General features: G+C 55.1%; 29 protein-coding genes and 1 pseudogene. 6 read left to right on the top strand and 24 right to left on the bottom strand.

Annotation, left to right across the window (positions count from 1 at the left end):
* The 3 genes from AC13D2_RS10320 to AC13D2_RS10310 form a co-directional block, all read left to right on the top strand.
* On the top strand, positions 1 to 201 hold a 201-nt coding region (locus AC13D2_RS10320), incomplete at its 5' end, for a hypothetical protein (RefSeq protein ID WP_482938564.1).
* A gap of 70 nt (positions 202 to 271) precedes the next feature.
* Positions 272 to 865 (top strand): cysteine hydrolase family protein, encoded by a 594-nt coding sequence (locus tag AC13D2_RS10315; protein WP_292049999.1) that lies wholly within the window; start codon positions 272 to 274, stop codon positions 863 to 865.
* A gap of 22 nt (positions 866 to 887) precedes the next feature.
* Entirely contained in the window at positions 888 to 3,314 is a 2,427-nt protein-coding gene (locus AC13D2_RS10310) for a PAS domain-containing hybrid sensor histidine kinase/response regulator (RefSeq protein WP_300498980.1), read from the top strand.
* Between the two features lie 55 nt (positions 3,315 to 3,369).
* Here AC13D2_RS10310 and AC13D2_RS10305 read toward each other — a convergent pair whose 3' ends face one another.
* Together AC13D2_RS10305 and AC13D2_RS10300 are read right to left on the bottom strand one after the other, a co-directional pair.
* Positions 3,370 to 4,116: an SDR family oxidoreductase gene (locus AC13D2_RS10305; protein ID WP_292050001.1), complete on the bottom strand. Its 747-nt coding sequence runs from the start codon at positions 4,114 to 4,116 to the stop codon at positions 3,370 to 3,372.
* 78 nt (positions 4,117 to 4,194) lie between these two features.
* Entirely contained in the window at positions 4,195 to 5,256 is a 1,062-nt protein-coding gene (locus tag AC13D2_RS10300; protein WP_292050002.1) for a serine hydrolase, read from the bottom strand.
* Between the two features lie 197 nt (positions 5,257 to 5,453).
* On the opposite strand from AC13D2_RS10300, the gene AC13D2_RS10295 reads away from it, so the two are divergent.
* Positions 5,454 to 6,620 carry a DUF418 domain-containing protein gene (locus AC13D2_RS10295; RefSeq protein WP_300498981.1) on the top strand — a complete coding sequence of 389 codons (1,167 nt, stop codon included), beginning with the start codon at positions 5,454 to 5,456 and terminating at the stop codon, positions 6,618 to 6,620.
* A gap of 167 nt (positions 6,621 to 6,787) precedes the next feature.
* Here the strand turns inward: AC13D2_RS10295 and AC13D2_RS10290 are convergent, their stop codons facing one another.
* The 4 genes from AC13D2_RS10290 to AC13D2_RS10275 form a co-directional block, all read right to left on the bottom strand.
* Positions 6,788 to 8,101, bottom strand: coding sequence for a DUF2254 domain-containing protein (locus AC13D2_RS10290; protein WP_292050005.1), 1,314 nt, complete (start codon positions 8,099 to 8,101; stop codon positions 6,788 to 6,790).
* A gap of 158 nt (positions 8,102 to 8,259) precedes the next feature.
* Positions 8,260 to 8,808 (bottom strand): outer membrane beta-barrel protein, encoded by a 549-nt coding sequence (locus AC13D2_RS10285; RefSeq protein ID WP_292050006.1) that lies wholly within the window; start codon positions 8,806 to 8,808, stop codon positions 8,260 to 8,262.
* Between the two features lie 267 nt (positions 8,809 to 9,075).
* Positions 9,076 to 9,708: a PAS domain S-box protein gene (locus AC13D2_RS10280; RefSeq protein ID WP_292050007.1), complete on the bottom strand. Its 633-nt coding sequence runs from the start codon at positions 9,706 to 9,708 to the stop codon at positions 9,076 to 9,078.
* Positions 9,709 to 9,855: 147 nt separating this feature from the next.
* Positions 9,856 to 10,575 carry a Crp/Fnr family transcriptional regulator gene (locus AC13D2_RS10275; protein WP_482938568.1) on the bottom strand — a complete coding sequence of 240 codons (720 nt, stop codon included), beginning with the start codon at positions 10,573 to 10,575 and terminating at the stop codon, positions 9,856 to 9,858.
* Between the two features lie 312 nt (positions 10,576 to 10,887).
* On the opposite strand from AC13D2_RS10275, the gene AC13D2_RS10270 reads away from it, so the two are divergent.
* Positions 10,888 to 11,091 carry a CsbD family protein gene (locus tag AC13D2_RS10270; protein WP_292050008.1) on the top strand — a complete coding sequence of 68 codons (204 nt, stop codon included), beginning with the start codon at positions 10,888 to 10,890 and terminating at the stop codon, positions 11,089 to 11,091.
* Positions 11,092 to 11,281: 190 nt separating this feature from the next.
* Here the strand turns inward: AC13D2_RS10270 and AC13D2_RS10265 are convergent, their stop codons facing one another.
* The 16 genes and pseudogenes from AC13D2_RS10265 to AC13D2_RS10190 form a co-directional block, all read right to left on the bottom strand.
* On the bottom strand, positions 11,282 to 11,515 hold the full coding sequence (locus AC13D2_RS10265; protein WP_292050009.1) for a DUF2798 domain-containing protein: 234 nt from the start codon (positions 11,513 to 11,515) through the stop codon (positions 11,282 to 11,284).
* A 3-nt stretch (positions 11,516 to 11,518) separates the two neighbouring features.
* Positions 11,519 to 11,815, bottom strand: coding sequence for a hypothetical protein (locus AC13D2_RS10260; protein ID WP_292050010.1), 297 nt, complete (start codon positions 11,813 to 11,815; stop codon positions 11,519 to 11,521).
* A pseudogene (locus tag AC13D2_RS10255) lies at positions 11,812 to 12,111 on the bottom strand (TfoX/Sxy family protein); the annotation flags it as partial. The gene AC13D2_RS10260 and the pseudogene AC13D2_RS10255, both read right to left, overlap by 4 nt.
* Before the next feature lie 18 nt (positions 12,112 to 12,129).
* A complete protein-coding gene (locus tag AC13D2_RS10250; protein ID WP_292050011.1) occupies positions 12,130 to 13,233 on the bottom strand; it encodes a DNA glycosylase AlkZ-like family protein in 1,104 nt (367 codons plus the stop codon).
* 140 nt (positions 13,234 to 13,373) lie between these two features.
* Complete coding sequence (locus AC13D2_RS10245) at positions 13,374 to 13,664, bottom strand: DUF1330 domain-containing protein (protein ID WP_292050012.1); 291 nt, start codon at positions 13,662 to 13,664, stop codon at positions 13,374 to 13,376.
* A complete protein-coding gene (locus tag AC13D2_RS10240; protein ID WP_292050013.1) occupies positions 13,661 to 14,014 on the bottom strand; it encodes a TfoX/Sxy family protein in 354 nt (117 codons plus the stop codon). Before AC13D2_RS10240 ends, AC13D2_RS10245 begins: the two co-directional genes overlap by 4 nt.
* Entirely contained in the window at positions 14,011 to 14,700 is a 690-nt protein-coding gene (locus AC13D2_RS10235; RefSeq protein WP_292050014.1) for a class I SAM-dependent methyltransferase, read from the bottom strand. The genes AC13D2_RS10240 and AC13D2_RS10235 overlap by 4 nt, the downstream gene beginning before the upstream one ends.
* Before the next feature lie 107 nt (positions 14,701 to 14,807).
* On the bottom strand, positions 14,808 to 14,936 hold the full coding sequence (locus tag AC13D2_RS10230; protein ID WP_292050015.1) for a DUF6429 family protein: 129 nt from the start codon (positions 14,934 to 14,936) through the stop codon (positions 14,808 to 14,810).
* A gap of 815 nt (positions 14,937 to 15,751) precedes the next feature.
* Positions 15,752 to 16,165 (bottom strand): GNAT family N-acetyltransferase, encoded by a 414-nt coding sequence (locus AC13D2_RS10225; protein WP_292050016.1) that lies wholly within the window; start codon positions 16,163 to 16,165, stop codon positions 15,752 to 15,754.
* A 96-nt stretch (positions 16,166 to 16,261) separates the two neighbouring features.
* Positions 16,262 to 16,984, bottom strand: a complete 723-nt coding sequence (locus AC13D2_RS10220) for a hypothetical protein (protein WP_292050017.1) — start codon at positions 16,982 to 16,984, stop codon at positions 16,262 to 16,264.
* Positions 16,985 to 17,075: 91 nt separating this feature from the next.
* Positions 17,076 to 17,654 (bottom strand): hypothetical protein, encoded by a 579-nt coding sequence (locus AC13D2_RS10215; RefSeq protein ID WP_292050018.1) that lies wholly within the window; start codon positions 17,652 to 17,654, stop codon positions 17,076 to 17,078.
* 91 nt (positions 17,655 to 17,745) lie between these two features.
* On the bottom strand, positions 17,746 to 18,033 hold the full coding sequence (locus AC13D2_RS10210; RefSeq protein ID WP_036148342.1) for a HigA family addiction module antitoxin: 288 nt from the start codon (positions 18,031 to 18,033) through the stop codon (positions 17,746 to 17,748).
* 10 nt (positions 18,034 to 18,043) lie between these two features.
* On the bottom strand, positions 18,044 to 18,322 hold the full coding sequence (locus tag AC13D2_RS10205; protein ID WP_189607906.1) for a type II toxin-antitoxin system RelE/ParE family toxin: 279 nt from the start codon (positions 18,320 to 18,322) through the stop codon (positions 18,044 to 18,046).
* Positions 18,323 to 18,432: 110 nt separating this feature from the next.
* Entirely contained in the window at positions 18,433 to 19,236 is an 804-nt protein-coding gene (locus AC13D2_RS10200; protein WP_292050021.1) for a GIY-YIG nuclease family protein, read from the bottom strand.
* Positions 19,237 to 19,532: 296 nt separating this feature from the next.
* Positions 19,533 to 20,222 (bottom strand): TSCPD domain-containing protein, encoded by a 690-nt coding sequence (locus AC13D2_RS10195; RefSeq protein ID WP_292050022.1) that lies wholly within the window; start codon positions 20,220 to 20,222, stop codon positions 19,533 to 19,535.
* 28 nt (positions 20,223 to 20,250) lie between these two features.
* On the bottom strand, positions 20,251 to 22,389 hold the full coding sequence (locus AC13D2_RS10190; protein WP_292050023.1) for an adenosylcobalamin-dependent ribonucleoside-diphosphate reductase: 2,139 nt from the start codon (positions 22,387 to 22,389) through the stop codon (positions 20,251 to 20,253).
* Between the two features lie 585 nt (positions 22,390 to 22,974).
* Between AC13D2_RS10190 and AC13D2_RS10185 the strand changes: the two genes are divergently transcribed.
* The gene (locus AC13D2_RS10185; protein ID WP_292050024.1) at positions 22,975 to 23,784 is read left to right on the top strand and encodes a DUF6160 family protein; all 810 of its coding nucleotides are present in this window, start codon (positions 22,975 to 22,977) and stop codon (positions 23,782 to 23,784) included.
* Positions 23,785 to 23,845: 61 nt separating this feature from the next.
* Here the strand turns inward: AC13D2_RS10185 and AC13D2_RS10180 are convergent, their stop codons facing one another.
* A complete protein-coding gene (locus AC13D2_RS10180) occupies positions 23,846 to 24,640 on the bottom strand; it encodes an ABC transporter ATP-binding protein (protein ID WP_482938563.1) in 795 nt (264 codons plus the stop codon).
* 9 nt (positions 24,641 to 24,649) lie between these two features.
* Complete coding sequence (locus AC13D2_RS10175; RefSeq protein ID WP_300498082.1) at positions 24,650 to 25,552, bottom strand: ABC transporter permease; 903 nt, start codon at positions 25,550 to 25,552, stop codon at positions 24,650 to 24,652.
* Between the last annotated feature and the right edge of the window lie 53 nt (positions 25,553 to 25,605).

Below are 25,605 nucleotides of genomic sequence, written 5' to 3'. Positions count from 1 at the left end.
GTGCCTGGCGCTTATCCCGTGGGATCATGGGCATTTCTTCCGGTTTTTGAGCGAAACGGGGAGATTTATGGTGGGTATTATACCCCAGATCCTGGGCAACTCATTGCATTAATTCAGGTTTTTACTTTTGCAGGAGCGACTTATTACTTTAAGAGGTTTCAAAAAAATATTAAAAACAACGATTTAATGGTAGATCCATAGGTGGCATCGGCCTTGCTAAGATCGCTCACACCCTTACTAAACCCATCACGCGGGTAACTGGAGCGTCACTATGGATCTCAGCCAAACTGCACTGGTGTTGATCGGATTTCAAAATGACTACTTTTCAAAAGACGGGATTCTTCATGGCGTCATAGATGAATCCTCTCAGGTAAGTGGGGTACTTGAGAACACCCTCCATCTGCTTCGGGACGATGGACCTGCCTTTGGGCTCGTAGTCTCAACGCCCATTGTTTTCACTCAGAATTACGAAGAGCTGGATTCCCCCACCGGCATTCTCAAAACCATTAAAGAAGTGGGCGCCTTTCGTGAAGGAACCCATGGTTGTGAGGAAATCGATGAGTTGAAGGAATTCGAGGGTCTCATTACTCAGGTACTGGGCAAACGCGGACTCAACGCATTTTCAAACACCCATCTCGAACAGATACTGAGATCCCATGACATCAAAACGATCGTCATGGCAGGTACCGTGACGTCTATATGCATCGACTCCACAGCCCGTCACGCCGCGGATCTGGGATTCGAGGTTGTCGTGCTCTCCGATTGCACATCAGGACGAACCGTATTCGAACAGGATTTCTACTGCGAGAACATATTTCCGCTCTATGCCAGTGTGCGCCAATCGCAAAACCTGTTGTCTGCTTGAATCAGGTTTTGGAGGTATACACATGCCTGGCCCTACCAACGGTGAACTTCAGATTCAGGTCCATCAGCGGCTTCTCGAAGAAGTACTGAACAAGCAACGCGAGTTTGTGACGCACATGAACCTGTTGGAGGAGGTGGTGTTTCGTTGCAAGCCAGGGGGCGAGCTAACACTGATCAATCCGGCGTGGGCCAGAATAATGGGTTGGTCCGAACACGAAACCCTGGGGAAGAACCTCTGTGATTTTCTCGCGGCTGGGGAGTCCAGAGATTGCCTGATTAAGGCTCTTGAGGCAGGCCAACCCATTGCCCAGGACATTCGTTTATTCACCCGTTTTCAGGAAAGCCGAACGTTCAGGCTAAGAGCTCAAAGGGATACCGACTGGTACGGCTCCCTGCAAGACGTCACCGAACTTTCCAGGGCGATCGAAGCATTGGAAGCCAGCCAGGCAAGAGCCGAAAAATTGTCACTGGTCGCCAGCCGGACCGACAATCTCGTCATCATTACCGATGCTCTAGGCCGCATTGACTGGGCCAATGCCAGTTTCGAACAAACGACGGGGTATACGCTCGCAGAAGTCAGAGGAAAGATTCCCGGAACGGTTCTCCAAGGCCCGGATACCGATCACGAGGCTATTCAAACGATGGCTAACGGGATTCAGCAACAAACCGGCTTCACGGTGGAAGTGATTAACTATACCAAACAAGGCCGTGCCTACTGGATATCCATCGATTGCTCTCCAGTGTTTGACGAACAGGGCGAACTGTCCAATTTTATTGCCATCGAGCGAGACATCTCTGAGAAGAAAAAATCCGAACAGTTTCTGGAGGAAAGCGAACGGCAGCATCGTCAGATTCTCAGCTCGGTCAGTGAACCGATTTTTCGTTGCAACGATCAACTGACGATTTCATTCATGAACGAGGCCTGGACCAAAGCCATCGCAGCCGATCGGAACCAGACTCTGCCAATAAAACTCCTGGACGTCATTCACCAGGATGATCACCAGGAAGTCTCTGAATCGGCCAGGCGGGCGCTGAATGGTAAGGAACCGGTTCGTCAGGAAATCAGGATGGCCAGCGTCGACGGCGGCTGGCGCCGCATGGAGCTGGTACTGGCGAAGGCACCGGGGCGAGACGTTGAGGACCGGTCGACCATCACCGGTGCCGCCATTGATATCGAGGAACATTGGCAGGTCACTCAGTCCATTATGCTCGCCAAACAGCAGGCGGAGGAATTATCCCAGGCACGCACCCGCTTTGTCGCCAATATGTCCCATGAAATCCGCACGCCCCTGAATGCCATCATTGGCATGACCTCGGTTCTGGAAACCACGACACTCAATGAGCAACAGCAGCTATGTCTGGACACGATCCGTAACGGTGGCAAGACATTACTTTCGGTGGTAAACGATATCCTGGATTTTGCCAAGCTCGATCAAGGCGAGGTCGAACTTGACGTAACCAAATTCTCCTGGAGCGATCTGTTCGAGGAGGTGGCCGATCTAGTGGCAGCCGAGGTTGATGATAAGGGGCTTAGTCTCACACTTCACGGCTCTGACAAAATGCCGCCGGCAATGCGTGGCGACCTGCACCGGTTACGCCAGATTTTACTTAACACGCTCTCTAACGCCGTTAAATTTACAGCCCGAGGCAGTATTGAGGTTTGGACGGACTGGCTGGCTGATGGGGCTGAAACCGGCAATTCAAGTGATTCGCAAGGGCTGCTTTGTTTTACAGTAACCGATACAGGAACTGGCATTGCCGAGGATCGACTGGCGACACTGTTCAACCCCTTTACCCAAGCGGATGGCTCTATCACACGGAATTTCGGTGGCACCGGACTGGGGCTGGCCATCTGCAAACAGCTTTGCAATCAGCTCGGCGGTGTCATTGAGGCCACCAGTGAGCTAGGCCGTGGGACCGTTATGAAGGTACAGATACCCGTCACGGGAACCACCGCCAGCGCCTTGGCCCCGGCACAAGGAAAAACCGACGCTGATACGCAGAACGGTCCCAGTGTTGCCGAAACCCGGATTCTTGTGGCCGAAGATTCCCTGGCCAATCAGCTCGTAATTGAAGCAATGCTGAATCAACTCGGGTACACCAATGTCACCATTGTGAGCGATGGTCAACAGGCACTGAATGTCATGGGCGCCCAGGTGGTGGATCTTGTGCTGCTTGATATTCATATGCCCGTCATGGATGGTTTCACCGCGGCGCGCAGCATTCGTGACAATAGCGACATCGCCCAGCCGGTGATCTTCGCGTTAACGGCCGACGTTACCACCGATGCAATAAACACTGCGAACGATGTCGGAATTGACCTGTGGGTCAGTAAACCTATCACCGGCGCCGCCCTAAAGGAGGCTTTCGCAAAGCTTCCGGAAATCAAAGCGAACCCAGGGGCAGCAACAAGGAGCAAAACCCCGTTTCTCAAAGGTGCGCAGCTGTGAAGTAGGCCTTAAGTGGCAAGCCCCGACTATTCAAGCCTCTTCCTTCCGAATCCGCTCACATCGCCCTTGCAAACAACCCAAAAGGCAGGGCCTTCAACACATAGCTGAGCGGCGTCCAGGGCCACCAGGGCACATAGGCGCGGCGTTTCTCGGACTCAATGGCTTTCACCAGTGCCTTGACGCCGGTCTCCAGATCCACCCGGAAGGGCGCGTTCTTCGTATCGCGGTTGATGTCCGTAAGGATGTAGCCGGGCAGAATGTTACTGACGTTTATGGGCTTGCCCTTGGTGTCCAGTTGCAACCCCTCGGCCAGCGAAGCTACGGCGGCTTTGGTGGCGGCGTAGACATTCAGAGGACCACGGAAACCCCGAACGCCGCTGACCGACGACATCAACACCAGATGCCCACTGTTCTGTTCCCGGAAAATCTCCATCGCAGCCTCGCTCTGGGCAATGGCGGCGATAAAGTTGGTTTCCGCCGTCTGCCGGTTGGCGGCAAAGTGCCCACGCCCAATCGGCTGGGAGCTGCCAATACCCGCATTCACCACCACGCGGTCAAGACTGCCCAGCTCCTCCTGGAAGCCGCGGAACACCTCGAACACCTGATCGTAGTCGCACACATCCAGGCCGCGGACCAGTACCCGAATATCGGGGTGGGCCTGCTGTAATTCCCGCTGCAACGCCTCCAGCTTATCCGCCCGCCTCGCACAGAGCGCAAGATTACAGCCCTTGGCGGCCCATTCGCGGGCCATGCCTTCACCGAGGCCGGTGCTGGCCCCGGTAATCAGAATGTTCTTTCTCATTGGTTATGCCTTGGCTGGTTCAGGTTGTTTGAGGTCAGCCTAGCATGATTGGGTGAGTTTGGAATTGGATGACGCGCCTTAATCTACGGCCCCCGTTAGCCCCGACTCATGCAGCGCCTTGCCAACCGCCTGATAGGCCCTTTCCGCTTCCGACAGTGTTGCATAATCGCGTGCGCATACCGCGACGATAACTGCCTCATCGGGTGCCTGGGGATTGAGCAGGCCGATGTCGCAGGAGCGAGCCACCTGGGTGCCGGTTTTGTGGGCAAACTGGGTGCCTGCCGGCAATCCCCCTGCAATACGGTGATCGCCCGTGGTGATTTCGGAAAGATAACCCAGCAATCGAGCCGTGTGGGCGTCATTCAACAGTTCGCCCCTGGCCAGTTGTTCCAGCAATGCCCCGAAAGCTTCGAGACTGCCTGAGTTGATGCCCCGCTGGTAATAGCCCTCAAAGGCTTCACGTACGCCTTTGGCTTCCGCCTCACTCGCAGTGATGTTTAGTTTTTTCAACAACATATCGTACCGCGCCTGGTAGGTGTGGGCGGTTTTCAGGTCGATGAAATCACGATTGGTCAGCACCGAAACACTGGGGTGAACTTCTCTGTAAGCGTCGTAGCGCACCTGAAGGATCGTGGTGATCGGCCCCAGCCCTTCGGGAACCAGCCGTGCCACATCCTCCGCGAACGATTTCTCGCCGAGAAAACGTATCAACATGTCGGTTGCCGTGCTGTCACTGTCGACAATAGAACGTCTGTTGAGCTCTTCCAGGCTGTAACGAGCCCCGGGGTCCACCCAGAGCAGATCCCCGGTGCCATCCACATAATCCGCAGCCCGGAGAGTGAGTTTCTGCTTCAGGTCCAGGCCTTCGTTCTCGGCCCGTTGCATCAACACGATGGCCAGCGGGATTTTGACGGTAGAGGCCAGATACCAGTCCTGATCGATGTTGTGGGAGACCTTCTGGCCCGTCCCCAGATGACGGATGTAGACCCCGAGATCGCCGGAGAAGGCTCGGTCAATGCGTTCGATTTCTTTCTGCAGCGCCGGGGACCAGTCATCGGCCTGGGCTACAGAACCTATGCCGAGAGCGAAGAGGGCCAACAGTGCCGCACCGGCCTGCGAGAAGAAAGGTTGCAGATTCATGGGGCTCCCTGTTTGCGCCGTGTTACGAATGCTGAGGGTTCCAATGCTGCGTGCACAGTCCGAGGGCTGTCAACGCACCGCCAGTTACGATCCGGTAGCCTTCAAGCGATATTCATCTATTACCGCTAAACATGATATGCGAAGGTGGCTACTAACGATGGAAAGAACCCAACCGGCGGCCGCAGGGAGGACACGACATGGCGAGCAGTGGCGAACGGATTGATAGTCTGGATGCCCTCCGGGGCTTTGCCATCTTCGGTATCCTGCTGATCAATATTCAAGTGTTCTCGGGTTGGGGATTCGTCTCCGTTGACACAAGGCAAGCGTTAACCTGGTCGGAATGGGACGAACCCATTGCTACCTGGCTGGACATCCTGGTGCGGGCCAAGTTCTACAGCCTGTTCTCCCTGCTGTTTGGTTACAGCTTCATGATGCTGGCCCAGCGGGTACAGCACGGCCCCGTCCGCTACCATTTGCGGCGAATGCTGGGGCTGTTGGTTATTGGCACAGCCCATTCCCTGTTCCTTTCTCCATGGGACATTCTCATGCTGTATGGGGTGATGGGAATCGTCCTTGGCGCCTTCCTGAGCGTTGGCGCCCAAACACTGGCTGCCTGTGGCATTGGGCTGTTGGTATTAACGGGTGTGGGGCTCTGGTTCGCGCCCCAATTAGGGTTGGCGGACCTGGGGAGCGGCCTTTCACTGCGCCTTCTGCAGGACAATGTACCGGCCCTGAGTGGCGGGAGTTACCTGGAGGTGGTGGAAGCCAATGCCTACCTCAGCGTCAGCGTGTTTCTGGATCGAATTGAACACCTGCGCCCCCTTCGGGTGATGGCGATGTTTCTGTTCGGCGCCGCGGCTGCCCGCCTGCACCTGGCGGAGCGCGATTCGGGGCATGTCCGGCTATTGTGTACGGTGGCACTGGTCGGGCTGGTGGTGGGCATCGCCCTGGCCATGGCCGAGGTCAAACTGGGTGAAGAGAGCCTGGCCCACAGGGTTGTAAATTTGCTGGGTAGGGTAGGCGCTCCACCTTTGCTTGCCATGGGGTACGGGGCCATTCTGCTGCTTTGGTGGCGGGGCAGTGGGCGCTTGACCGGGGCGGTCCGCTCCGCCCTTGCGCCAACCGGTCGTATGGCACTCACCAACTACATTCTGCAGTCCGCCGTCTGCATCAGCGTATTCTACGGCATGTGGGGCGACCGCTTCGCCTCACTCTCCCTCGCCGCACTGATGCTGTATTCCGCAGGGCTCTTTGTTGCCCAGATGATGTTCAGCGCTGTCTGGCTCCGGCTATTCACCCAGGGCCCCCTGGAATGGCTCTGGCGCTGGCAGATAAAGCGCAAGCGGCCGAGGCTGCTTAGATAAGCGGGTGGGCACGTAGCAGGCGCCGGCAAAATGCATGCAGGCGAGCAACCTGATTGGTACTGACGTATAAACCGACGGCTAGTGCTCCGTATACGCGAGCGGGGTGGAGTGAGTAGGCAGAGGATAAAATCCAGGCTGGTGAATCGCAAAATAGCTGAACGAGCCTGTCAGTTTCCGTCGGCTGAAAACTCAGCTGCTCTGCGCACAGCATTGATATCTTCCTGAAGTCCCATCGCCAGCTCTGAGCGGGTTAATGCCATCCTTGAGTGGTTTCTGGCGGCGGCGCCCATCGCCTGATCATTGGTTTCTGCCAGCGCACAGAACGCTTTCTGCAGTCTGATGGCAACTTCAGCCATACCCGCGCCGTCACGGGCAATGACCGTAAAGGCATCGTCGAACATATCGTCGGTCACCAGCTCCGGAACCGACACGCGGTTATAGCAGAGCGCCTGCAAACGGTTCTTTTCGAGTGGGGATTGCCAGAGCGTGAACAATCGTACCAGCGTGCCAATGACGTCGATCGCGGTCCCTGGGTCGTTGATGCCGGGCGACAGGGCCTTGCCGGCGATCTCCGAAAGCGCGAGCAGCCCAAAGCGAGGATCATCCTCGAAACTGCGGTTAATATTAATCGTGAACGCGCTGGCAAAGGCGTCTGGTTTGAAAACCTCTGTGTCCTCACTTTTCTCAAGGTCCTGCTGAGGGTCCCGCTCAACATAGAGCAGGGGACGCGATGTGCTCACAAATGTGCCTGGCAGCGCGGTTACGACTATCCGGCAATTAAGCGTTTCGGCACAGGATTGCAACGTCTCCAAATCAATATGCTGAACATAGCCAACCGTCGAGGAACATACGGGAACTCCCATGTGCCCGGGCTGCTGCCTGGAGACTGCCATAGCGCCCAGCGTAGGAGCGTGGCGGCGACGATCCAGCGCATCACCAGCAGCCTTTTCCGCTTTCTCAATGGTGTTCACCACCTGTCCCAGTCGGGCTATTCTGTCCACCCAGCGAACGAACGTAATGATGACAATGGCGAATACAAGAAGGGTGAGTATGAAGATTGCAAACAGGCCTGCAGAGTCAAATATGTCATTTTTGACGGCAATCAACGAAACAATACTGAAAATAAAAGCCCCTATAAACGCAGACAGTGCGTTCTGGGTGACATCGTCTGCAATCACCAACGGCAGGGAACGAGGGGTGGCACCGGTACTGGCGGACGCATAAGCGGCAACCATGGAACCTACAGCAAACGTCGCGATAACTAGCATGCTGGAAGCCATAATCGACAGCAGCGATTCAACAGATGCCCTATTAATTCGTGGCACAGTGCCGGCAAGCCCAAGATCGTCGGCCAGCATGGCCAAGAATGTACCGCAGACCGAGAGTACGCAAAGTACCAGCGGCTTGACCCACAAACGCTCTTTCATCCGGCTGAAAGCAAAGCGCAGCCTGTCAAAGGTCAACTGTGGTAATTGGGGCATGATTCCTCTCCGCAGGCGAAAGCGCTGAACACTCGTTTACAAACTACTGCCAGGGGACCTGCGGGGCATCCGGTACCTTTCCGGGCAATGGGCCAGCGACAGCGAGTTGGCTGCTGGCACCGACACCCGGATTTTTGGCTCAGTGCTTTAAGCTCGGTTTAGAAATTGTAACCCAGCCCCACTGAATAAGCCCACGCGCCGTCATCCTGGAACGAGTCGGACGCATCGTCGGCGTTATCGAAGAAAAACTGATACTCAACCCGTGCGATGAAATACGTCTTCGTCTGCACGTAATACTTCATGCCTGTTTCCAGGCCAGCGAAGGCGCTGTCATTGACGCCGTCGCCATAGATGCCGCCCAGGCTTCCGCCCACGAACGGACGAGCGCGCTGGTCAAGGAATTGATAGTTGAGGTATCCCCGAGTTGAACCGTTCCAGAAGTCATCCTCAATCCCTTCGCCTTCAATGCTTGCGTAGTTGACACTTTGCCGAATACCGGTAACCAGGTCATTTTTCAGATACCAACCCAAATCGCCAGTCACACCAAAACTGCCGCTATCGACATTCTGGTCACTGGAACCGGTACCGGAGATGGAGAATTCCCGTTCGCCCTGATCCGGGCCGAACTGTGAAGACTGAGCGACTGCAGCCATTGGTAGTGCACCCAGAAAACACAGGGCGATTGTCGCAGTGTTAACTTTGATCATGATAGTTTCCCCAACCGAATTTCAAGCTCACTCCGAAATGCGCCATTACCGCACTGGCGCGGACTGCGCCGCACCGGGTGCCTGTTATATAAGCAGACGAAGCAGACGCGAACGCACGGTCTCAGGTTCGGTTATCGGGCAACAGCGTGTCTGTTCGTAAGCACACACAAGGCTGAAAAAGGCTTCAGGGGTTTCGATCAGTCCAAGCCAGACGGCGCTGGTCAGCGTGGTTCCTCGAGTTTCTTCGTCTGGGTGATATCCACCACGTTATCGAGTCGGCGGCAGAGTGTCAGAAACCGGGGAAAATACCATCAGTATGCAGTCTTCTGACTCAAGCCGTCGGGCCCTTACATGCACACGCAACGGCTCTGTCTTTCCGGCATCAGCGCGCTCGGGCAGTTCCGCCAGAAACTCAACGCCTGCGCCGGGTCGCTCAAGCGCCTCAATCGCACCGGCCAGGGCGGCACCGCTTGCAGGGGTTAACAGCTCTGCAACTGAGTGATCGAGCAACTGATATGCTGAACATCCAAACAGCGGGCCCGCCGCCTGATTGCTTCTAATGACTCCACCGTCGCTGGCAACGATCAGATAGGCCATGGGTGCGCATTCGTACAGTGACCTGTAGTGGGCGAGATCTTCGGCAATTTCGTCTTCGTCGTATTGAAGCTGTTGAAACAGAATGTCAAGTTCCACTTGATGAGTCTGCAGTTCGTGGAGAAGTTTCAACACGTCGGGAGCTGACTCGGGATTAATGGCACGCCGATATAGGAGCTCCAGTGTATCCGGGTTCAGGCGGCCTCCATTTGCCGAGGGCGCTGTCCCTTTACCCATCAATGTCTCGGCCCGGGTGCGCAGTGAGGCGTGGAGCTCTGTATCAGTGCGACCGTCTCTGTTTTTCATAGGCTTGTCAGCGTTCGTTCAGATCAGAATACGCCTTATGCTACGCCGATTAATCCACTTTATATATACCGCACAACCTGTCGTCCCTGGCTTGGATAGCTCCCGCAACAAGGAGAAAATCAGACTGCCGGGGCAGCAGTCGCGGGTTTACGGTTTGACCGAGATGGACCCCAGTCGGTCCGTTTCGCGTTTCACCACGGCGTAGCATTCGCAGCACAGCCCCTCCAGCCTCGCGCGGTCTACGACAGTGATTTGGCCGCGCCTGTACTGAATAATGCCCGCTTTCTGCAGCCTGCCTGCGGCTTCGGTCACGCCTTCACGCCTCACGCCAAGCATATTGGCGATCAGCTCCTGGGTCATCGCGAGTTCGTTGCCACGTAAACGGTCAAGTGACAACAGTAGCCAACGGCACAGTTGTTGATCGATGGAATGATGCCGGTTACACGCGGCTGTTTGCGACATCTGGGTAATCAACGCCTGGGTATAACGAAGCGTCAATACCCATACGTCGGTGCGGGCCTCAAGCTCTTTTTTAAGTTCAGCCACCCGTAGGCGATAGGCATAGCCCTTGCTCTGCACAACAGCACGGCTTGGTGTGCTGTCGCTGCCCATGACGACCGAGACGCCCAGCATACCCTCGTTTCCAATGACGGCTATTTCGGCCGATGCCCCGCTGGTCATGACATTAAGCAGTGAAATGATACAGTTGGTCGGAAAATAAACGAACTCAATGGGTTGGCCGGACTCGTAGATAACATCACCCAGTTGCAGTTCCACCAGGGCAAGGCTTGGAAAGTACTCTAACTTGGATCTTTTCAGGATCGTTGCCAGTAACTGGTTCTGTTTTGGGCTGGCGGCGCCGGATATTTGGCGTCCGTCGGCAACACGTTCATCAATGACAATCACTTTGATCTCCTTGTCAGCCAACGGTCTGATGGATCAATGTGGCTGTTGCGCTGAAAAGCAGTATAGACACACTTACAACATGTTACATATGTCCTTTTTGGTGACGGAAGCCCCGGTTTCGTGGTGTTAAACACCCGGCTCAAGTGGGTTCGGTAGCGCACGGACATCGGTTGGATACAGATCAATAATGTTTTGGCGGCGACACTGTTATGTACTGCGCGGGTCTCCGCCAAATCAACCCACCAGCGGATCGCAAGGCCGAGGAAAAGACCGATGAACAAGGACACAATTAAAGGCAACTGGAAAGAGCTCCGGGGCAAAGTAAAAGAGCAGTGGGGCAAGCTGACTGATGATCAGCTTGACGAAATTGCCGGTAGACGGGATCAGCTGGCAGGCGAGATTCAGCAGGCCTATGGCATTACCAGGGATGAAGCCGATAAGCAGGTCAAAGAGTTCGAAGAGACCACCAGGAACTGATCCGGTGTTTCTGCCAGAACAAGAATGAAGCCCGCGGGTTGTGTTCAGAACTCTACGTAATTTCTTTAGGCTGACTCAAAAAGAGATGACGTATGAACGAACCAACCTTCGATATGGATGCAGGGAGAGCTAGACACTCAGCAAGCCCTACATTGTTAAGCGGCCAATAATTGGAAGGGGGCCTTCAGACTCATCGGTCTTCTTCCTTCAAAACCAGACTGACCAGCTTGTGAACCACTGGCGACACCGCAATGATGGTGGGAAAGGCGAACGCAAACGCAAAAAGCCAGGCATTCAGCCAGATCGACACGATATTGCTGACCCAGCCGACGTTAAAAACACTGATCACCAGCGACATGATGCAGGACATCAACAGTGACATGAAAAACGAAAACACGATTCTGTGATATTTGCGGTCAATCATTCTTTATCTCTTCAAGACATTCGTAGAGCCTGGGAAGGACTTCTCAGGGCAGTTCAGACTCTTTATCGTTTTTTCCTTCAGCCAAATCGTATCACTCTGATACGGATGTTCTCTCCAGTCTTCTGTCACCTCTATACAAAAGCCGGGCAAATCAGGAAGGCGCTTGATGAAGGTTTTTGGATAACCTTCGGGCTTTTCACCAATGATGGCAGAATCCGGGTTGTTCAGATTGACGGCTGGTTGCTGCGATGCGCAACCACTAAGGCCGATACCCAAAAGTACGGTGAGAACGCATTTCATAGCGTGGACCCATGCAGGTCTTTCTTCTTCTTTGCGGTGGCTATTGCTGCTGACTTCCTGGCCCGGAGCGCTGCATCGAACGCCAGAGCCGCCCATTCCTTCGCCTGTTCAAAATCCTCGAAAATGCTCTCAGGTGCCATGTAGTAAGACATCTTAATTTTAGCGCCATTTTTCTCGTATTCGAATGGCTCCAGCCCAAGATCGATGAACCGATCAACCGATTCCCCATCGACCTTCAAATACAGTACATCGTCTGCAACAAGGCCGAACATAAGGCCATCGTGGTACACACCATAGCCACCGCATACCGAGCCTCACAAGCAAAGAAAGCGCTCAAGGCGTACTCGCTCGTCCTGCAACGCTGGCTTGAACGCGGCATCGCTTGGGGCATGTCCGCGCACATACCCTGGCTCTAGCTCCAACTGCCCATCACGTACGGCAGCATTTGCCCAGCCGATAACGTGACCGCGCCACAGCATAGGCAGTGCATAGTAACCACGCACCCGCTTCGGTGCCGGAGTGTAGGCCTCGAAACGGTAGGCCCAGCCCCAGAAGTGCTCAAAGCGATCGCGGTCCCAAACGAGCGGGTCGAACGGCGCCAGTAGGCGCAGGTCGTCATCCAGCACATCGTCACTCGCAAAGCGGCGGCTGCCAGGATTCTCGCCGATGGGCCAAAACCAGCGACAGCCATCCACGGTAGCCTGGGGCAGCCGAGCCTTTGCGCGCTCGAGTACTTTACGACGACGCTCGCGCCACTGTGGGACCGCTGAAGAACTCACGCCCGTTACCAGGCGGCTGAGCGTTGCCGCAGGCAGCGGGGCATATTTTGCGACTGCCACGTCGATCAATGCGTCCAGTGTGGTATCCGGGTCCATCGAGTCGCGCTCATCAGCGAGCGGCGGCGCATACAGGCGTACCCCAGCTTCGCGCCTCGCCACACGCAGCAGCCCGCGATAATGCATGCCGTCCAAGAGCTGCGTACTGGCACGGCTATTACCGCCGAACCAATTCTTGGTGGTGCCATGCTCGAAGGCTGAGTCCACCTCGCGCGGGTGAACGACACCACGGCTTTGCACAAATTCCTGCACCGCCTGCGCCTGTTCCCAGCGTGAGCGTGGCCACTCGGTGCGCGCCGTGCGCGGGTGCATAAGGCGCTGCGTGGTGCGGGGCAGAACCCCGTAGTTGATAAAGAAATCCTCTTCGACCGCCAGGCGCGGGTAGTGAGCCTCGAGATCACCTGCCCGGTAGTCGATAACACGATGGCGGAGCGTCAAATCCTGCGCCCGGGCCGGCGCCCGTATTGGGTCGAGCTGGACAAAACCCAGTTTATTAATCGCACGTGACAAAGTGGTCGGCTTGAAGAGACTGCGCGAGATGGCGTAACGGCGCAAATGATCGATGGTGAGGGCAGTTGTCATCGTAATCAGTTGCCTTACTTGTATGGCTGAATCGATATGTGGCGGTCCGGCGGCGGCAGTTTCAGTAGCATGGCTTCCATCATAGGCTAGGGGTGCCTACTGTACCGAGGTAAGTCCACTATTGAGACTGAAAAAGGCGTCTAGGCATCGGCTTCATAACTGATCAAATCCACCTCTGCTGCCTGCATACGCAGAGGGACCAGTGCCTGATACGCGGCGGAGTTGTGCCATTCGGCCACGGCCTCCATGCTTGGGAAGCGGATAACCACGGTATCTGTATGAGGGTGTTGCCCGCTCAAGACTTTTGCTTGCGTGCCGCGAAGCACAAGCTCGGCACCCCAGGGCACCAGGGTATCGGGGACCTGGCGGCGGTATTCCGCCCAATTTTCTGGGTCTTTTACGGTGATTTGGCCGATTACGTAAGCTGTCATTTCTTGTTTGCCTTGGTTCTTGCTGCTGGTTTCCTGGCACGGAGCGCCGCATCGAACGCCAGGGCCGCCCATTCCTTTGCCTGTTCAGGGTCCTCGAAAATACTCTCCGGTGCCATGTAGTAAGACATCTTAATCTTAGCGCCATTTTTCTCGTATTCGAACGGCTCCAAATCAAGCTCTTTAAACCGACCCATCGATTCCCCATCGACCTTCAAATACAGTACATCGTCTGCGACAAGGCCAAACATCAAGCCATCGTGGTACACACCGTAGCCACCGAACATACGCCGAACGGAAACCGGGCCAAACTGGCAAAACACATCGTTGAGGTTTTCGACGAATTCGCTCATACAGTCCCATGCGTTGCCATGTTGACGCCGGTGAAAAGGACCGACGCAGGTTGATGGGTCTTGGGGTGAATGGGCTCGCGCATCTCCAGCAATCGAAACCCGTTTCCCGAGAACAGGGCGACCCAGCTCTCGAGCGTTCTGAAGTACCAAGGGGCCGGGTCAACAAACTCTGAGCCAAAACCCGCCCAGGAACCGTCCCTCCAACCATCGATATAGGGTAGGTCTCCCGCTAGCAAAGGGTGGGGTGTTTGCACGATAAAAGCCCCGCCCGGTTTCAGGCGAGCTGGTACAGCTTCGAACAACGCCTCGACCGATGCCTTTCCGAGGAGCGAAAAATTACACACCACAACATCGAATAAACCCTCAACTGCACCAGCGGCGATACCTTCATAGGATGCGACCAGAAAATGCCCACCGCCGGCATCTTTGGCCTGTTCAATAAGATCAGGCACTACATCGACCCCGACTAGATGAGGTACCTGAGCAGCAAGCTCACGGATAAGCCATCCCTCGCCGCAACCTATATCCAGGACCGATGCAGGAGAACGACTCAACACAGCCTCGACAATCGCCTTATCCGTTACCAGCTCGCGGCTCTCGATGTGGCCACCTCGTACGGCCGAAGACCACTGAGAGGCATTCTTCTTCCACGAGTCGACTATCTTTTCATCACTGTGCGGGTTCATAGAGCAATCTGTTTAACGTTCGAACGCCTTGGCTTTACTGTGCACTGGAGCGCCCGTGCAGGTGCAGCCGACGACAGCCTCTTGGTAATAGACTGGCGTTCATGGGTTCACGAATGCTTGGCAAAAAGTTGCTGAAACAAGCGCTCAGATTCTTCCCGTCCTTTGTCTGTGAACACCACTGACTTTGCCTTGCCGACCGGATTTTGAATGAGACCTTTTTCTTCATCTATCTCCATGGCTCCAGCCTCTGATGCTATACCTTTTAACGCCGGCGTTAGGCATCATCTTCCGTACGTTTCTGTGGCTGCCGAGCATAGCTCTCCGTCAGTGCTTCCCATACGTGGCCGTCAGGCTCGTTCCAGTACACGATTCGTCCACCTTGTTGCGTGTTGATCTCCATATCTACTGGACCATGGGGCGTACTTCTGTACTCGATTCCCCGAGCTCTGATTCTGGCCATGATCCCGTCGAACTCTTCCTCGCTTACACGAAAACAATAGTGTTGGACAGGGTAGGAGCCCTCGGCCTGGTCGAAATCTAGGGTCAGCCCGTCGTTCACGTAAACGGGGGAAAACGGTCCAGCTCCCGACTCCGCCCACGGAACCTCCAGAAGGTAGCCGAGCAACTCGGCCGCAGCCCTTTTATCCCGAACTGGAATTATCGCGTGGTCAAGTTGAACACTCATTGTCAGCACCCTATGCAAAACCCATTGATGCCCAGACGTTGTGACTTCCCACTAGAGGGCTGCCTCCACCCCGTGGGTTAGTCTCAGCCCGAGCCATAATTTACGTGTTTACATGCGTAAAATGGGGGGCAGCACCATGGAAAAAACATAGCACACTGTTTATTGGCCTGGATACGCATTTCAGGCGGCGGGGTGTGAAGCAATCCTCGACGATTACTGGCCTCAGCGTCTGTCCTGATCCGCCCTTTAACTGCGGGAAAGTAGGTCTGAAAAACGGGCCTGGACGGGTGCATGCCGGTTGACGTGGGGAGTCATATCAACGCCGAAGCACAGCGGCGGCCATCGGCCGTGTACTGCTGCGACTTGTTATAAATCAGTAACTTTGGTGCTCATGAGAGCACTATTTCCAGAGAAGCCAAACTTCTCGTACAACCCTTGAGCATCGCGGGTTTGCAACACCATTTGAGTTTCCTTTATGGCCGGGTGCGCAACCAAGCATTCCATGATCCATTGTCCTAGGCCAGCACCTCGAAACTCCGGCTCAACCACAATGTCCGCCACCCAAGTAAACGTAGCACTATCGGTGACTGCACGTCCAAATCCAATTTGCGTGGCACCACGGTATAGGCTGAAGCAGATGGAGCCAGCAACCATGCGCTCTACGGTTTCTCGGGGGCGGCGGCCCCCCCAATAGGTTGCCGCAAGCAAGCGGTGAACGATATCCAGTTGCACCTTGGATTTATCGTCAGTGATTAGGTAACCGTCCTTGCGCCATTCCATCGATGGCTACTCCCTGATTTATAACGCCCGGCTCACGCGCCGGTTTGGAGCTGCGAAGCGGCGGAAAACCAGTCGCTGTGCAGCCGATGGTTAGATTCAGACAAGATCAAATGGAAGCTTTTCACCGCTAAGCTCCGAAAGAGTTTTCCCAAAAGAGGGATTGTATTTTCGAGCATACTCGAGAGAAACCATCGGTATTCTGAATTTTTTGGTGTGTATTCTTCCAAAGGTATCAGCAAGCTTCACCTTAACCTCGACCTCTTCCTTGTTCGCTCTAGGAAAGCAACCACCCCAACTATCTGGTTGTTCGAAATAAACGACTCCATTCGTTGATTGCCCAACATTTAGGTAGGTTTCTGTTTTGTTGAAGCCCAAACTGGTGTTCTGAAAAAGAAACGGATATACCTTCGTGGATTCACCAATTCTTGCCTGAAAATCCTCCAAAGCGACAGCTTGCTGATTTAGCCAGAACCATCCTATTGAGTGTTTTAGCCATAGTAGACTGAAAGGTTTTAGATTCCAGTGGTAGCCCACCGAAAGAGCTTCCAGGCTGGATGGCGAAGATCCAACATTAGAAACGCTGAGATACAGAGCTATACAGGTACGATGAACCTCAAATTGCCCCCTATTCTTCCCTGTAGGGAACGTGCACGCGAAAGTCGGCCCATCAATAACTCTGAGAGCAAACTTAGGTTTTCGTCTAAGAGCTGAAAATATTCCGCTAACCCAACCCAGCAGGATCGTGGCCAAGAATATTGATAGCGTCAGAACACCTTGATTGTTGTTCAGCCAACTTGTGAGCTCTGTATATATGGCCATAGAAATCTAACGCGGAAGTAACCGGCGCCGGAGCGCAGCGGAGGGAACCGAAAAAGCGGCACGCTTTTTTGGCGTCCGGTTGACTGATTTTTTAGGCCAAACGACCCTTCCAGTACTCGTCTGCTTCATCGCATGCCTGCAAAAGCCTAAACACCTCGTTCTTCCACCACATTACGGCTTCCATCGCATGCCGCAAATCTTCATCGCTATTTTCAAGATTGGAAGCGGATTTCGGGTGCTCCAAGCCGTTGCGAATAGAAACGAACTTTTGCATTGATTCGTAGCCATGATTTTTAGTGTCCGGCTCAAAAGTAGCACCATGGACCTTTGCATAGCACCGCATGGAAAAGAAAATATTTGGTAGTAGTTTCTGGAAATCCGCACTCGCCTTTGGTGTGCCCTTATTATCGAGCTTGTACTTTTCCTCTTTGAGCAATGAAACCTCAGCGGTGGTCAAAAGCTGGGGCATGGCAGCTGCGCAAGCTAATGACACGCTCCTGAATTGAAAAGATAAACCCTCAATCAACGCAAATGTGGCACGAAACAAGCTTCGATGAGCAAAACCTGACGGATTTGTTTGGCCGTAGGTGCGCGCCTCCTCAACATCCTCTGCAAGAATGCTGTAGACCTTTTTCAACTCGACGCTGGCGGTAACCACCTTTGCATTCATCTCTTAGGGCCTAACGCCGCCATCACCGGTGGCAAAACCGGAGCGAAGCGGAGGTTTTGGCATCCGGTGCATGGCTTGGTTATGTGCTGCTTTAGGCCGCAACAAGTTTTTTCACGTTGAGCTCTTTGCGATGCTGTTCGGCGTGCCAGAGCTCATATTGGGACTGCTGATTAAGCCAGCTCTCTGCCGAGGTATCAAAAGCAATAGAGAGCCGGATAGCCATTTCGGGACTGATACCGGCCTTGCCGTTCAGAACCGCACTGAGAGTTTTACGGCTAACGCCCAACGCCTCTGCCGCCGCTGTTACAGAGAGACCGAGGGGCTCAAGACAAAGCTCTCGCAATACTTCGCCCGGGTGTGGAGGGTTGTGCATCAACATTGGCGGTACCTCAGTGATAATCTTCGTAGTTTACAATCTCAGCATCTCCGTCCTCGAATCGGAAGGTTACTCGCCAGTTACCGCTGACCGTCACTGACCAGATTCCGGCGCGATTGCCAGATAGCTCATGCAACCGAAGACCTGGTAAGTCCATATCTTTGGCATCTGACGCTGCATTTAATCTACCGAGAATCAGCCGAAGCCTCTTTACATGAGCGGCCTGTATCCCTGCGGTGCTGCCGGACTTGAAGAATTTGGCCAAGCCCTTGTGTTTGAAGCTTCGAATCATTCCTTGAATGTACCCTGTAACGTATCAGGTGTCAAAGCACATAACGCCCGGCTCACGCGCCGGTTTGGAGCCGCGAAGCGGCGGAAAATCGGTCGCTGTGCAGCCGATTGTTATGCCAAAAGTTCTGCGAAATCAACGGCAAACTCCTGCTCCAAAAACTTTACAGTTTCCGGCTGGCCATCCAGCGAGGCTCGGATGAGCTGCGAAGTAAACAACCCACTCTTTGACTTCCATCTTGCCTCGTTTCGCGGAACAGTCCTGATCCAATCTACGAGTGCGACATACTCCGAGTTATCGAGATCGTTCGAGTTTTCCGCAATATTTGGGCATGCCAGCTCTTTCTGCAAAAGTGGGATACCACCTACCAGAACGTCACGCACCGGGCGCGCACTTTGAGTAATTTGCCCAACCCCAACAAAACCGTGGCGCTTAAGATATGCTGCGACAAAATCCCCTGTCTGCAAACCCAGCATTGCATCCCGAAATCTTGGTGCCTGACCTGCGGAGATAAACCCGTAGGTAACGTAGTCATCCCAGTTTCGATGCACACCTTCCCCTACGTTGTAGTAATACAGCCCATTTTGAAAATCGAATCCCGAAAGGTGTTTGTGCAGGGAATCGTGCGGACGGAAATTGTTTGCGTAGTGGCCCGAGGATATATTCGTTAGCTGCTTGCCCAACTTCCAGAGTAGCGTCTTCTCAACCAGCAGCGCATCGTGTTCAGATAGATTGCGAGCGATAACCCTGATGATTGGCTCCAATCCTTCTTTCTTGATGGCTTCTATCCGCCGGGATTTTTCGCTATCTGAGTCGTCATTCAGGTGAGCATGCTTACGGGAACCTTTACCTTTTCCAAAGTAAAACTCCTCAAAATTCCTAGGATCAATGTACACGTAGACGTAATAGTTACTCATAGCACCGTAGGGCATAACAGCAGTTAGATCGACGTCTCAATGATCGCGAAAATGCGACCGCTTCGTTATTACATTTCACGATCTCACCAATCCTTTGAATACTCGGTAAAACTAGCCGTAAATCCAATAGCTTGCAAAGCGAAACAGCCAAGTCGGTAATTTTTTTACTGCGCAATCATGACGCAGTCGCATTTTCGCAATCGTAAAACGGTCAAATGATTCCACCGACCCAAAACAAAAAAGGCCCGAGGTTTTTACACCCCAGGCCTTCTTATCATTCATCGCAGTCAATCACCTCAACCGCACTTGCTGTCGCCACAAGACAGGCAAGTCGCGCACCCGTCCATCACAATCACCGCCTTGGTGCTGCACTTGCCGCACATGGTGGCGTTGGGTGGGTAGTCGCCGGCTTTGTCGTCGTTTGTGGCCGTGGTGTGGCTGGCTTCGAATTCGGCGCGTTTTTCGGCGAGAATGCGTTTGGTAACTTCGCTCATTTCTTCGCTTTCAATCAGGCCGATGGCCTTGAGGTGCTTCTCGATCACGGCGCCAATTTCGGCGACGAGAGAGGGCATGAATACGCCGCCTTTCTTGAAGTAGCCACCGTTGGGGTCGTACACGCTGCGCAGTTCTTCCACCAGGAAGGTCACGTCGCCGCCTTTGCGGAATACGGCGGAAACAACGCGGGTGAGGGCGATGACCCACTGGAAGTGTTCCATCGACTTGGAATTGATGAACACTTCGTACGGCTGCCGGCTTTCGTGGTCGGTGCCTTCGTTCAGCAGGATGTCATTGATGGTGATGTACATCGCGTGCTCGGCCACCGGCGGCTTGATCTTGTAAGTGGTGCCCAGCAGGAAGTCCGGCCGCTCGATGTATTCGTTCATCTCAACCGGCTTGTGCTCCGGCTGTGCGGCTGGCTGTGCTGCTTCAGGGTCGGCTTTCTTTACGCGGTAGCCGACGATTTTGTTGCTGATTTTAACGGTCATGGTCGTTGTCCTGTGTCGGTTCCCGGGATCAGTATTTGCCGTAGGTGCCTTCTTTAAGCGCATCAAACAGGTTGGCGGCGTTATGGAGCTCGCCGTCGTACTCCACCTGTTCGTTGCCCTTGAGGGTCACCTTGCTGCCGTCGTCCAGGGTGAATTCGTACAGTGTGTTTTCCAGGTCTTTCTCCTGAACCAGCACGCCCTGGAAGGCTTCCGGGTTAAAGCGGAAGGTGGTGCAACCCTTCAGGCCTTTGTCGTAGGCGTACATGTAGATGTCTTTGAAGTCCGTGTACGCGAAGTCCTGGGGCACGTTGGCGGTCTTGGAGATGGATGAGTCCACCCACAGTTGGGCCGCGGCCTGGATGTCCACGTGCTGCGCCGGCGTCACATCTTCAGACGTAGTGAAGTAGTGGGGCAGGCGCTTGTCTTCTTCTTCGGAGAAGGGCATGGCACCGGGGTTGATCATGTGGCGGTAAGCCAGCAGCTCGAAGGAGAATACGTCGACTTTTTCCTTGGTCTTGCGCCCCTCGCGAATGATGTTGCGCGCGTAGTGGTGCGAGAAACTCGGCTCGATGCCGTTACTGGCGTTGTTGGCCAGCGACAGGCTGATGGTGCCGGTAGGCGCGATGGAGGTGTGGTGCGTGAAGCGGCCACCTTTCTCGGCCAGTTGCTTGATCAGCTCCGGCTCCACGCCGGCGATCTGCTGCATGTACTTGCTGTACCTGGCGTGCAGTACCTTGCCCTTGAGCTTGTCTCCCAGCTTGTAGCCATCCTGGGACAGCTGTGGGCACTTGGTTAGCATCTTGGGGGTAACTTCAAACTCGTCGTTCATGATCGGCGCCGGGCCTTTCTCGTCGGCCAGGGCCAGGGACTGGCGCCAGCCTTCCACGGCCATTTCACGTACGACTTCCTCGGTGAACTGCACGGATTCAGACGAGCCGTAAGGCATGCGCAGCATGGCGAGGGTGGAGCCCAGGCCGAGGATGCCCATGCCGTGGCGGCGCTTGTAGGTGATTTCGTGGCGCTGCTCTTCCAACGGCAGGCCGTTGATTTCCACGACGTTGTCCAGCATGCGCGTGAAGATACCCACCACCTTGCGGTACTTCTCATAGTTGAAGCTGGCCTTGTCGGTGAACGGGTAGTCCACGAACATGGTCAGGTTCACAGAGCCCAGCAGGCAGCTGCCATAAGGGGGCAGGGGCTGCTCGCCACAGGGGTTGGTGGCGCGGATGTCTTCGCAGAACCAGTTGTTGTTCATCTGGTTGACCTTGTCGATCAGGATGAACCCTGGCTCGGCGTAGTCGTAGGTGCTGGTCATGATGGTGTCCCAGATGAACTGGGCTTTCAGGGTACGGTAGATGCGGCAGGCTACCTTGCCTTCACCATTGACCACGTAGCCTTTCTGGATCGGGAAGTCGCGGTATACGAACTGGGTGGTGTCGGACAGGTCCAGTTCCTCATCGGCCACCTCTTTCTCGGTGACGGGGAATGACAGGTGCCAGTCGTCGCCATTGCGCACGGCTTCGATGAAGTCTTCGGTGATCAGCAGGGACAGGTTGAACTGGCGCAGGCGGCCATCTTCACGCTTGGCCTGGATAAAGTCGATCACGTCCGGGTGGTGCACGTCGAAGGTGGCCATCTGGGCGCCTCGGCGGCCACCGGCGGAAGACACGGTGAAGCACATGCGGTCAAAGATATCCATGAACGACAGCGGGCCGGAGGTGGTAGCACCTGCGCCGGCCACATAGGCGCCGCGGGGGCGCAGGGTGGAGAACTCATAACCAATACCGCAGCCGGCTTTGAGGGTAAGGCCGGCTTCGTGGTTTTTCTCCAGAATGTCGTTCATGGAGTCCTGAACGGAGCCAGACACGGTGCAGTTGATGGTGGACGTGGCTGGTTTGTGGGCTTCCGCGCCGGCGTTGGAGGTAATACGGCCAGCAGGGATGGCACCGTGGCGCAGGGCCCAGACGAATTCTTTCTTGTGCTTGGCACGGTTGGCTTTGTTTTCCACTTCGGCAAGGGCAGTGGCAACGCGCTCGTAAGTTGCTTCGATGTCTTTATCGACGGGTTCGCCGGTTTTGGTTTTGAGTTGGTACTTGCTGTTCCAGATGTCCAGCGAAGCTTCCTGCATTGGGATCGTTGTTACCACTGCCTGTGCTTTAGCGTTCATTGCCACCCTCGGATGTCCGGTATGTCTTTTGATGACCGCTGCAAACCACAGCCGGCCATATCCCATGTGTCGTTAAGATGTCTCGGCCTGGAAGGCCGTTGTGCTTCAGATCTGGTGGAACACTAGATCTGGTGTTTTTCTAACCCGCCGTCCGCTCTGAAAAGGGCGCAACAGCGGGTTTTCAGGAAAGATGGTCACCCGCGTGGTCCACTGGTGCGCCGCCTGTGGTTGGTCGGCCGAGCAAACCCTATATATGGGTGAATGTGGAATGAGTATAACAGGATATAGTGGTCTGTGAATAAGAAGACAACTATAGATTGCGGCCCATCGCGAAAGAAAATCAATGGGTGAATGCTTGAAAATCATGAAATGCCCATAGAAACGCCGTCTTGAGGCGTTTTTCTTAAAACCACTAGATGTTGTGGTCAAAAACTATGCAGCAAAAAACCTGAAAAAAGTTCAAAAGGTCCGTTAAATGTGACCGGTGCACGTACCCGTTTTATACCTGTCGCTAAAGTAGTGATGTGGAGTCGTAAGAGGTAGTGGCCCACAGGAAGTGAAAACGACTATAAAAGGAACATAATAATGAAAGGCCTGAAACGAACACTGCTTGCGCTGGGCGTCGCAGGGTTGCCTGCTGCCGCTATGGCAGACATTGTGATGCTGGAAGACAGCGCAATGGGGAATATCACCGGCCAGGCCGGTGTGTCCATTGAGCTGGAAACCAAGATCAATATGGACCGCTTTATCTATACCGATGAAGGGTCGCTGACGATCAGCGATATCAGCATCGGCGGCGCGGAACGGACTGATTTTTTTGGTTTCAATGGCCTGGGCGGGCCGGATTCCAATGACCTGCTGGACAACATCCGTATCGATATCGACGTGCTCGCCGACGGCGATGCGGCCATCAATATCCGCCCCCAATACTTCAATGCCATTGATTTCCGGGTGACGTCCGGTGCGTGGGAATTGTGGGGGCAGGGCGGCCAGAACACGGCACTTATGGACAATCTGTTTATTGAAGGTGTGTTGGGGCGTGGCTCTATCCACATCGATACAGATACCGACGTTATGCGGCTGCGTTCGGCGTTCGCCATTGAAGTGATGGACTTCGATGTGCCGTTTGCGGCCGTGGGAATTCGGGGCCTTTCACTGACCGGTGCGGACTACGACCAGACCTTCCCGAGCGTGTTGGACCTGTTCGCGGAAGTGGACCTGTACATCTACAACGGCCAGCGTGCAGACGGTGGTTCCTCCCTCGCGATCGATATGCCCAGCTTTGCGGCGGACATCGGTATGCAGGAGGTGATTGTGGGGCAGGCCTCGATCGGCCAGATCTTCATCGATGACCTGGCGATTACCAATACCCAGATGCGGGTGTACGGTCACTAGTGACCAGACTGTCTACGGGGCATGCAAGGTGCCCCGTAGACGAGTTTGCCGGCGAGTGTGATTAGCCCAACAATAAGCTGTCGTCGTCCACTTCCAGCCCGCGCTGCTTCTCGAACAGTTCCAGCAGATCTTTCACTTCCAGTCCTTCCCGGTCCTGGCCAGCAATATCAAACACCACTTGGCCCTGGTGCAGCATCACGGTACGGTCGCCCACTTCCAGCGCCTGTTTCATGCTGTGGGTGACCATCAGCGCGGTGAGCTTCTGCTCTTCGATGATCTGTGTAGTCAGGTCCAACACGAAGGAGGCGGTTTTCGGGTCCAGCGCGGCGGTGTGTTCGTCCAGCAGCAGGATGGCAGAGGGTGTCAGGCTGGCCATCAACAGGCTGACAGCCTGGCGTTGGCCGCCGGAAAGCAGGCCCATCTTGTCGCCCAGACGATTTTCCAGGCCCAGGTTGAGGGAGGTCAGGCTGGTTTTGAACTGGTCCGTGTAGCGGGCTTTTACGGCAGCGCTCAATCCACGGCGTTGGCCGCGCTTGATGGCCAGGGCGAGGTTTTCCTCGATGGACAGGCCTTCGCAGGTGCCCGCCAGAGGGTCCTGGAATACGCGGGCTACCCGGCCGGCGCGCTTGTGGGTGGGCAGCTTTGTCACGTCCTGGTTGTCGACGATGATATTGCCGCTGTCCACCATGACCTCGCCGGCGAGGGCGTTGAGGAAGGTGGATTTGCCGGCACCGTTGCTGCCGATCACGGTGACGAATTCGCCCTGGTTGACGGTCAGGCTCATGCCCCGGAGGGCCGGGTTTTCGAGCGGTGTGCCCTTGCCAAAGGTCAGGGTCAGGTCGGTTGCTGTAATCATGCTTCCTCCTCAGGCCTTTTTGCGGGTAAACCGCGCGGCAACGGACGTGCGAACACCGGGCAGCACAATGGCCAGGGTAACCAGCACGGCAGTGATCAGGTTCAGGTCCTGGGCCTGTAGCCCCAGGAAATCAGCGTTCAACGCCAGGGCAATGGCCAGGCGGTAGACAATAGCGCCGATCACGCAGGCAATCAGGGCTCGGAGAACAGTAGACGGCGTGAGCACGGCTTCACCACCGATCAGTGAGGCCAGGCCGATCACGATCACGCCCACACCCATGGTCACGTCCGCAGCGCCCTGGCTCTGGGCGAACAGGGCACCGGCGAGGCCCACCAGGCCATTGGAGACGGCAACCCCCAGCACAATCATCGCACCGGTGGCGATACCTTGTGCCCGGGCCATTCGAGGGTTGGCGCCGGTGGCGCGCATGGCCAGCCCGGTTTCGGATTTCATGAACCGCCACAGCAGCAACAGGCTCGCCATCACCACGATGATGAATAACAGTACCGGCACCTGATGGTAGGCCAGGCCAAGGTCGTACCAGGGTGTGAGTACGGTTTCCTCGGTGAGCAGGGCAATGTTGGGCCGGCCCATGATGCGCAGGTTGACCGAATACAGCGCGATCATGGTGAGGATGGACGCCAGCAGGTTGAGAATGTTGAGCTTGACGTTCAGCAGCGCGGTTACCGCACCGGCGCCCATGCCGGCGATAACGGCAGCACCCGTGGCCAGCCAGGGGTTCACGCCCTCAATAATGAGGACGGCTGCCACGGCGGCGCCCAGGGGAAAGCTGCCGTCTACGGTCAGGTCCGGGAAGTCGAGTACGCGAAACGAAAGGTAGATACCGAAGGCGACCAGCCCGTAGATCAGGCCGGTTTCGATGGCGCCATAAAAGGCAATGTTACTAAGCATGGGATAGGGTCACCGTAAATGAAAACGGGCAGCCCTTGTGAGGCCGCCCGCTA

Source organism: Marinobacter sp. B-12, assembly GCF_056857915.1.
Note: the sequence above shows the minus strand (reverse complement) of the source record. Positions and strands in the feature narration are given on the sequence as shown.

Bases quoted from the DNA above. Each gene is read 5' to 3' on its own strand.
- AC13D2_RS10315 (WP_292049999.1), top strand. From the start codon at position 272: ATGGATCTCAGCCAAACTGCACTGGTGTTGATCGGATTTCAAAATGAC.
- AC13D2_RS10310 (WP_300498980.1), top strand. From the start codon at position 888: ATGCCTGGCCCTACCAACGGTGAACTTCAGATTCAGGTCCATCAGCGG.
- AC13D2_RS10305 (WP_292050001.1), bottom strand. From the start codon at position 4,116: ATGAGAAAGAACATTCTGATTACCGGGGCCAGCACCGGCCTCGGTGAA.
- AC13D2_RS10300 (WP_292050002.1), bottom strand. From the start codon at position 5,256: ATGAATCTGCAACCTTTCTTCTCGCAGGCCGGTGCGGCACTGTTGGCC.
- AC13D2_RS10295 (WP_300498981.1), top strand. From the start codon at position 5,454: ATGGCGAGCAGTGGCGAACGGATTGATAGTCTGGATGCCCTCCGGGGC.
- AC13D2_RS10290 (WP_292050005.1), bottom strand. From the start codon at position 8,101: ATGCCCCAATTACCACAGTTGACCTTTGACAGGCTGCGCTTTGCTTTC.
- AC13D2_RS10285 (WP_292050006.1), bottom strand. From the start codon at position 8,808: ATGATCAAAGTTAACACTGCGACAATCGCCCTGTGTTTTCTGGGTGCA.
- AC13D2_RS10280 (WP_292050007.1), bottom strand. From the start codon at position 9,708: ATGAAAAACAGAGACGGTCGCACTGATACAGAGCTCCACGCCTCACTG.
- AC13D2_RS10270 (WP_292050008.1), top strand. From the start codon at position 10,888: ATGAACAAGGACACAATTAAAGGCAACTGGAAAGAGCTCCGGGGCAAA.
- AC13D2_RS10265 (WP_292050009.1), bottom strand. From the start codon at position 11,515: ATGATTGACCGCAAATATCACAGAATCGTGTTTTCGTTTTTCATGTCA.
- AC13D2_RS10260 (WP_292050010.1), bottom strand. From the start codon at position 11,815: ATGAAATGCGTTCTCACCGTACTTTTGGGTATCGGCCTTAGTGGTTGC.
- AC13D2_RS10250 (WP_292050011.1), bottom strand. From the start codon at position 13,233: ATGACAACTGCCCTCACCATCGATCATTTGCGCCGTTACGCCATCTCG.
- AC13D2_RS10245 (WP_292050012.1), bottom strand. From the start codon at position 13,664: ATGACAGCTTACGTAATCGGCCAAATCACCGTAAAAGACCCAGAAAAT.
- AC13D2_RS10240 (WP_292050013.1), bottom strand. From the start codon at position 14,014: ATGAGCGAATTCGTCGAAAACCTCAACGATGTGTTTTGCCAGTTTGGC.
- AC13D2_RS10235 (WP_292050014.1), bottom strand. From the start codon at position 14,700: ATGAACCCGCACAGTGATGAAAAGATAGTCGACTCGTGGAAGAAGAAT.
- AC13D2_RS10230 (WP_292050015.1), bottom strand. From the start codon at position 14,936: ATGGAGATAGATGAAGAAAAAGGTCTCATTCAAAATCCGGTCGGCAAG.
- AC13D2_RS10225 (WP_292050016.1), bottom strand. From the start codon at position 16,165: ATGGAATGGCGCAAGGACGGTTACCTAATCACTGACGATAAATCCAAG.
- AC13D2_RS10220 (WP_292050017.1), bottom strand. From the start codon at position 16,984: ATGGCCATATATACAGAGCTCACAAGTTGGCTGAACAACAATCAAGGT.
- AC13D2_RS10215 (WP_292050018.1), bottom strand. From the start codon at position 17,654: ATGAATGCAAAGGTGGTTACCGCCAGCGTCGAGTTGAAAAAGGTCTAC.
- AC13D2_RS10210 (WP_036148342.1), bottom strand. From the start codon at position 18,033: ATGTTGATGCACAACCCTCCACACCCGGGCGAAGTATTGCGAGAGCTT.
- AC13D2_RS10205 (WP_189607906.1), bottom strand. From the start codon at position 18,322: ATGATTCGAAGCTTCAAACACAAGGGCTTGGCCAAATTCTTCAAGTCC.
- AC13D2_RS10200 (WP_292050021.1), bottom strand. From the start codon at position 19,236: ATGAGTAACTATTACGTCTACGTGTACATTGATCCTAGGAATTTTGAG.
- AC13D2_RS10195 (WP_292050022.1), bottom strand. From the start codon at position 20,222: ATGACCGTTAAAATCAGCAACAAAATCGTCGGCTACCGCGTAAAGAAA.
- AC13D2_RS10190 (WP_292050023.1), bottom strand. From the start codon at position 22,389: ATGAACGCTAAAGCACAGGCAGTGGTAACAACGATCCCAATGCAGGAA.
- AC13D2_RS10185 (WP_292050024.1), top strand. From the start codon at position 22,975: ATGAAAGGCCTGAAACGAACACTGCTTGCGCTGGGCGTCGCAGGGTTG.
- AC13D2_RS10180 (WP_482938563.1), bottom strand. From the start codon at position 24,640: ATGATTACAGCAACCGACCTGACCCTGACCTTTGGCAAGGGCACACCG.
- AC13D2_RS10175 (WP_300498082.1), bottom strand. From the start codon at position 25,552: ATGCTTAGTAACATTGCCTTTTATGGCGCCATCGAAACCGGCCTGATC.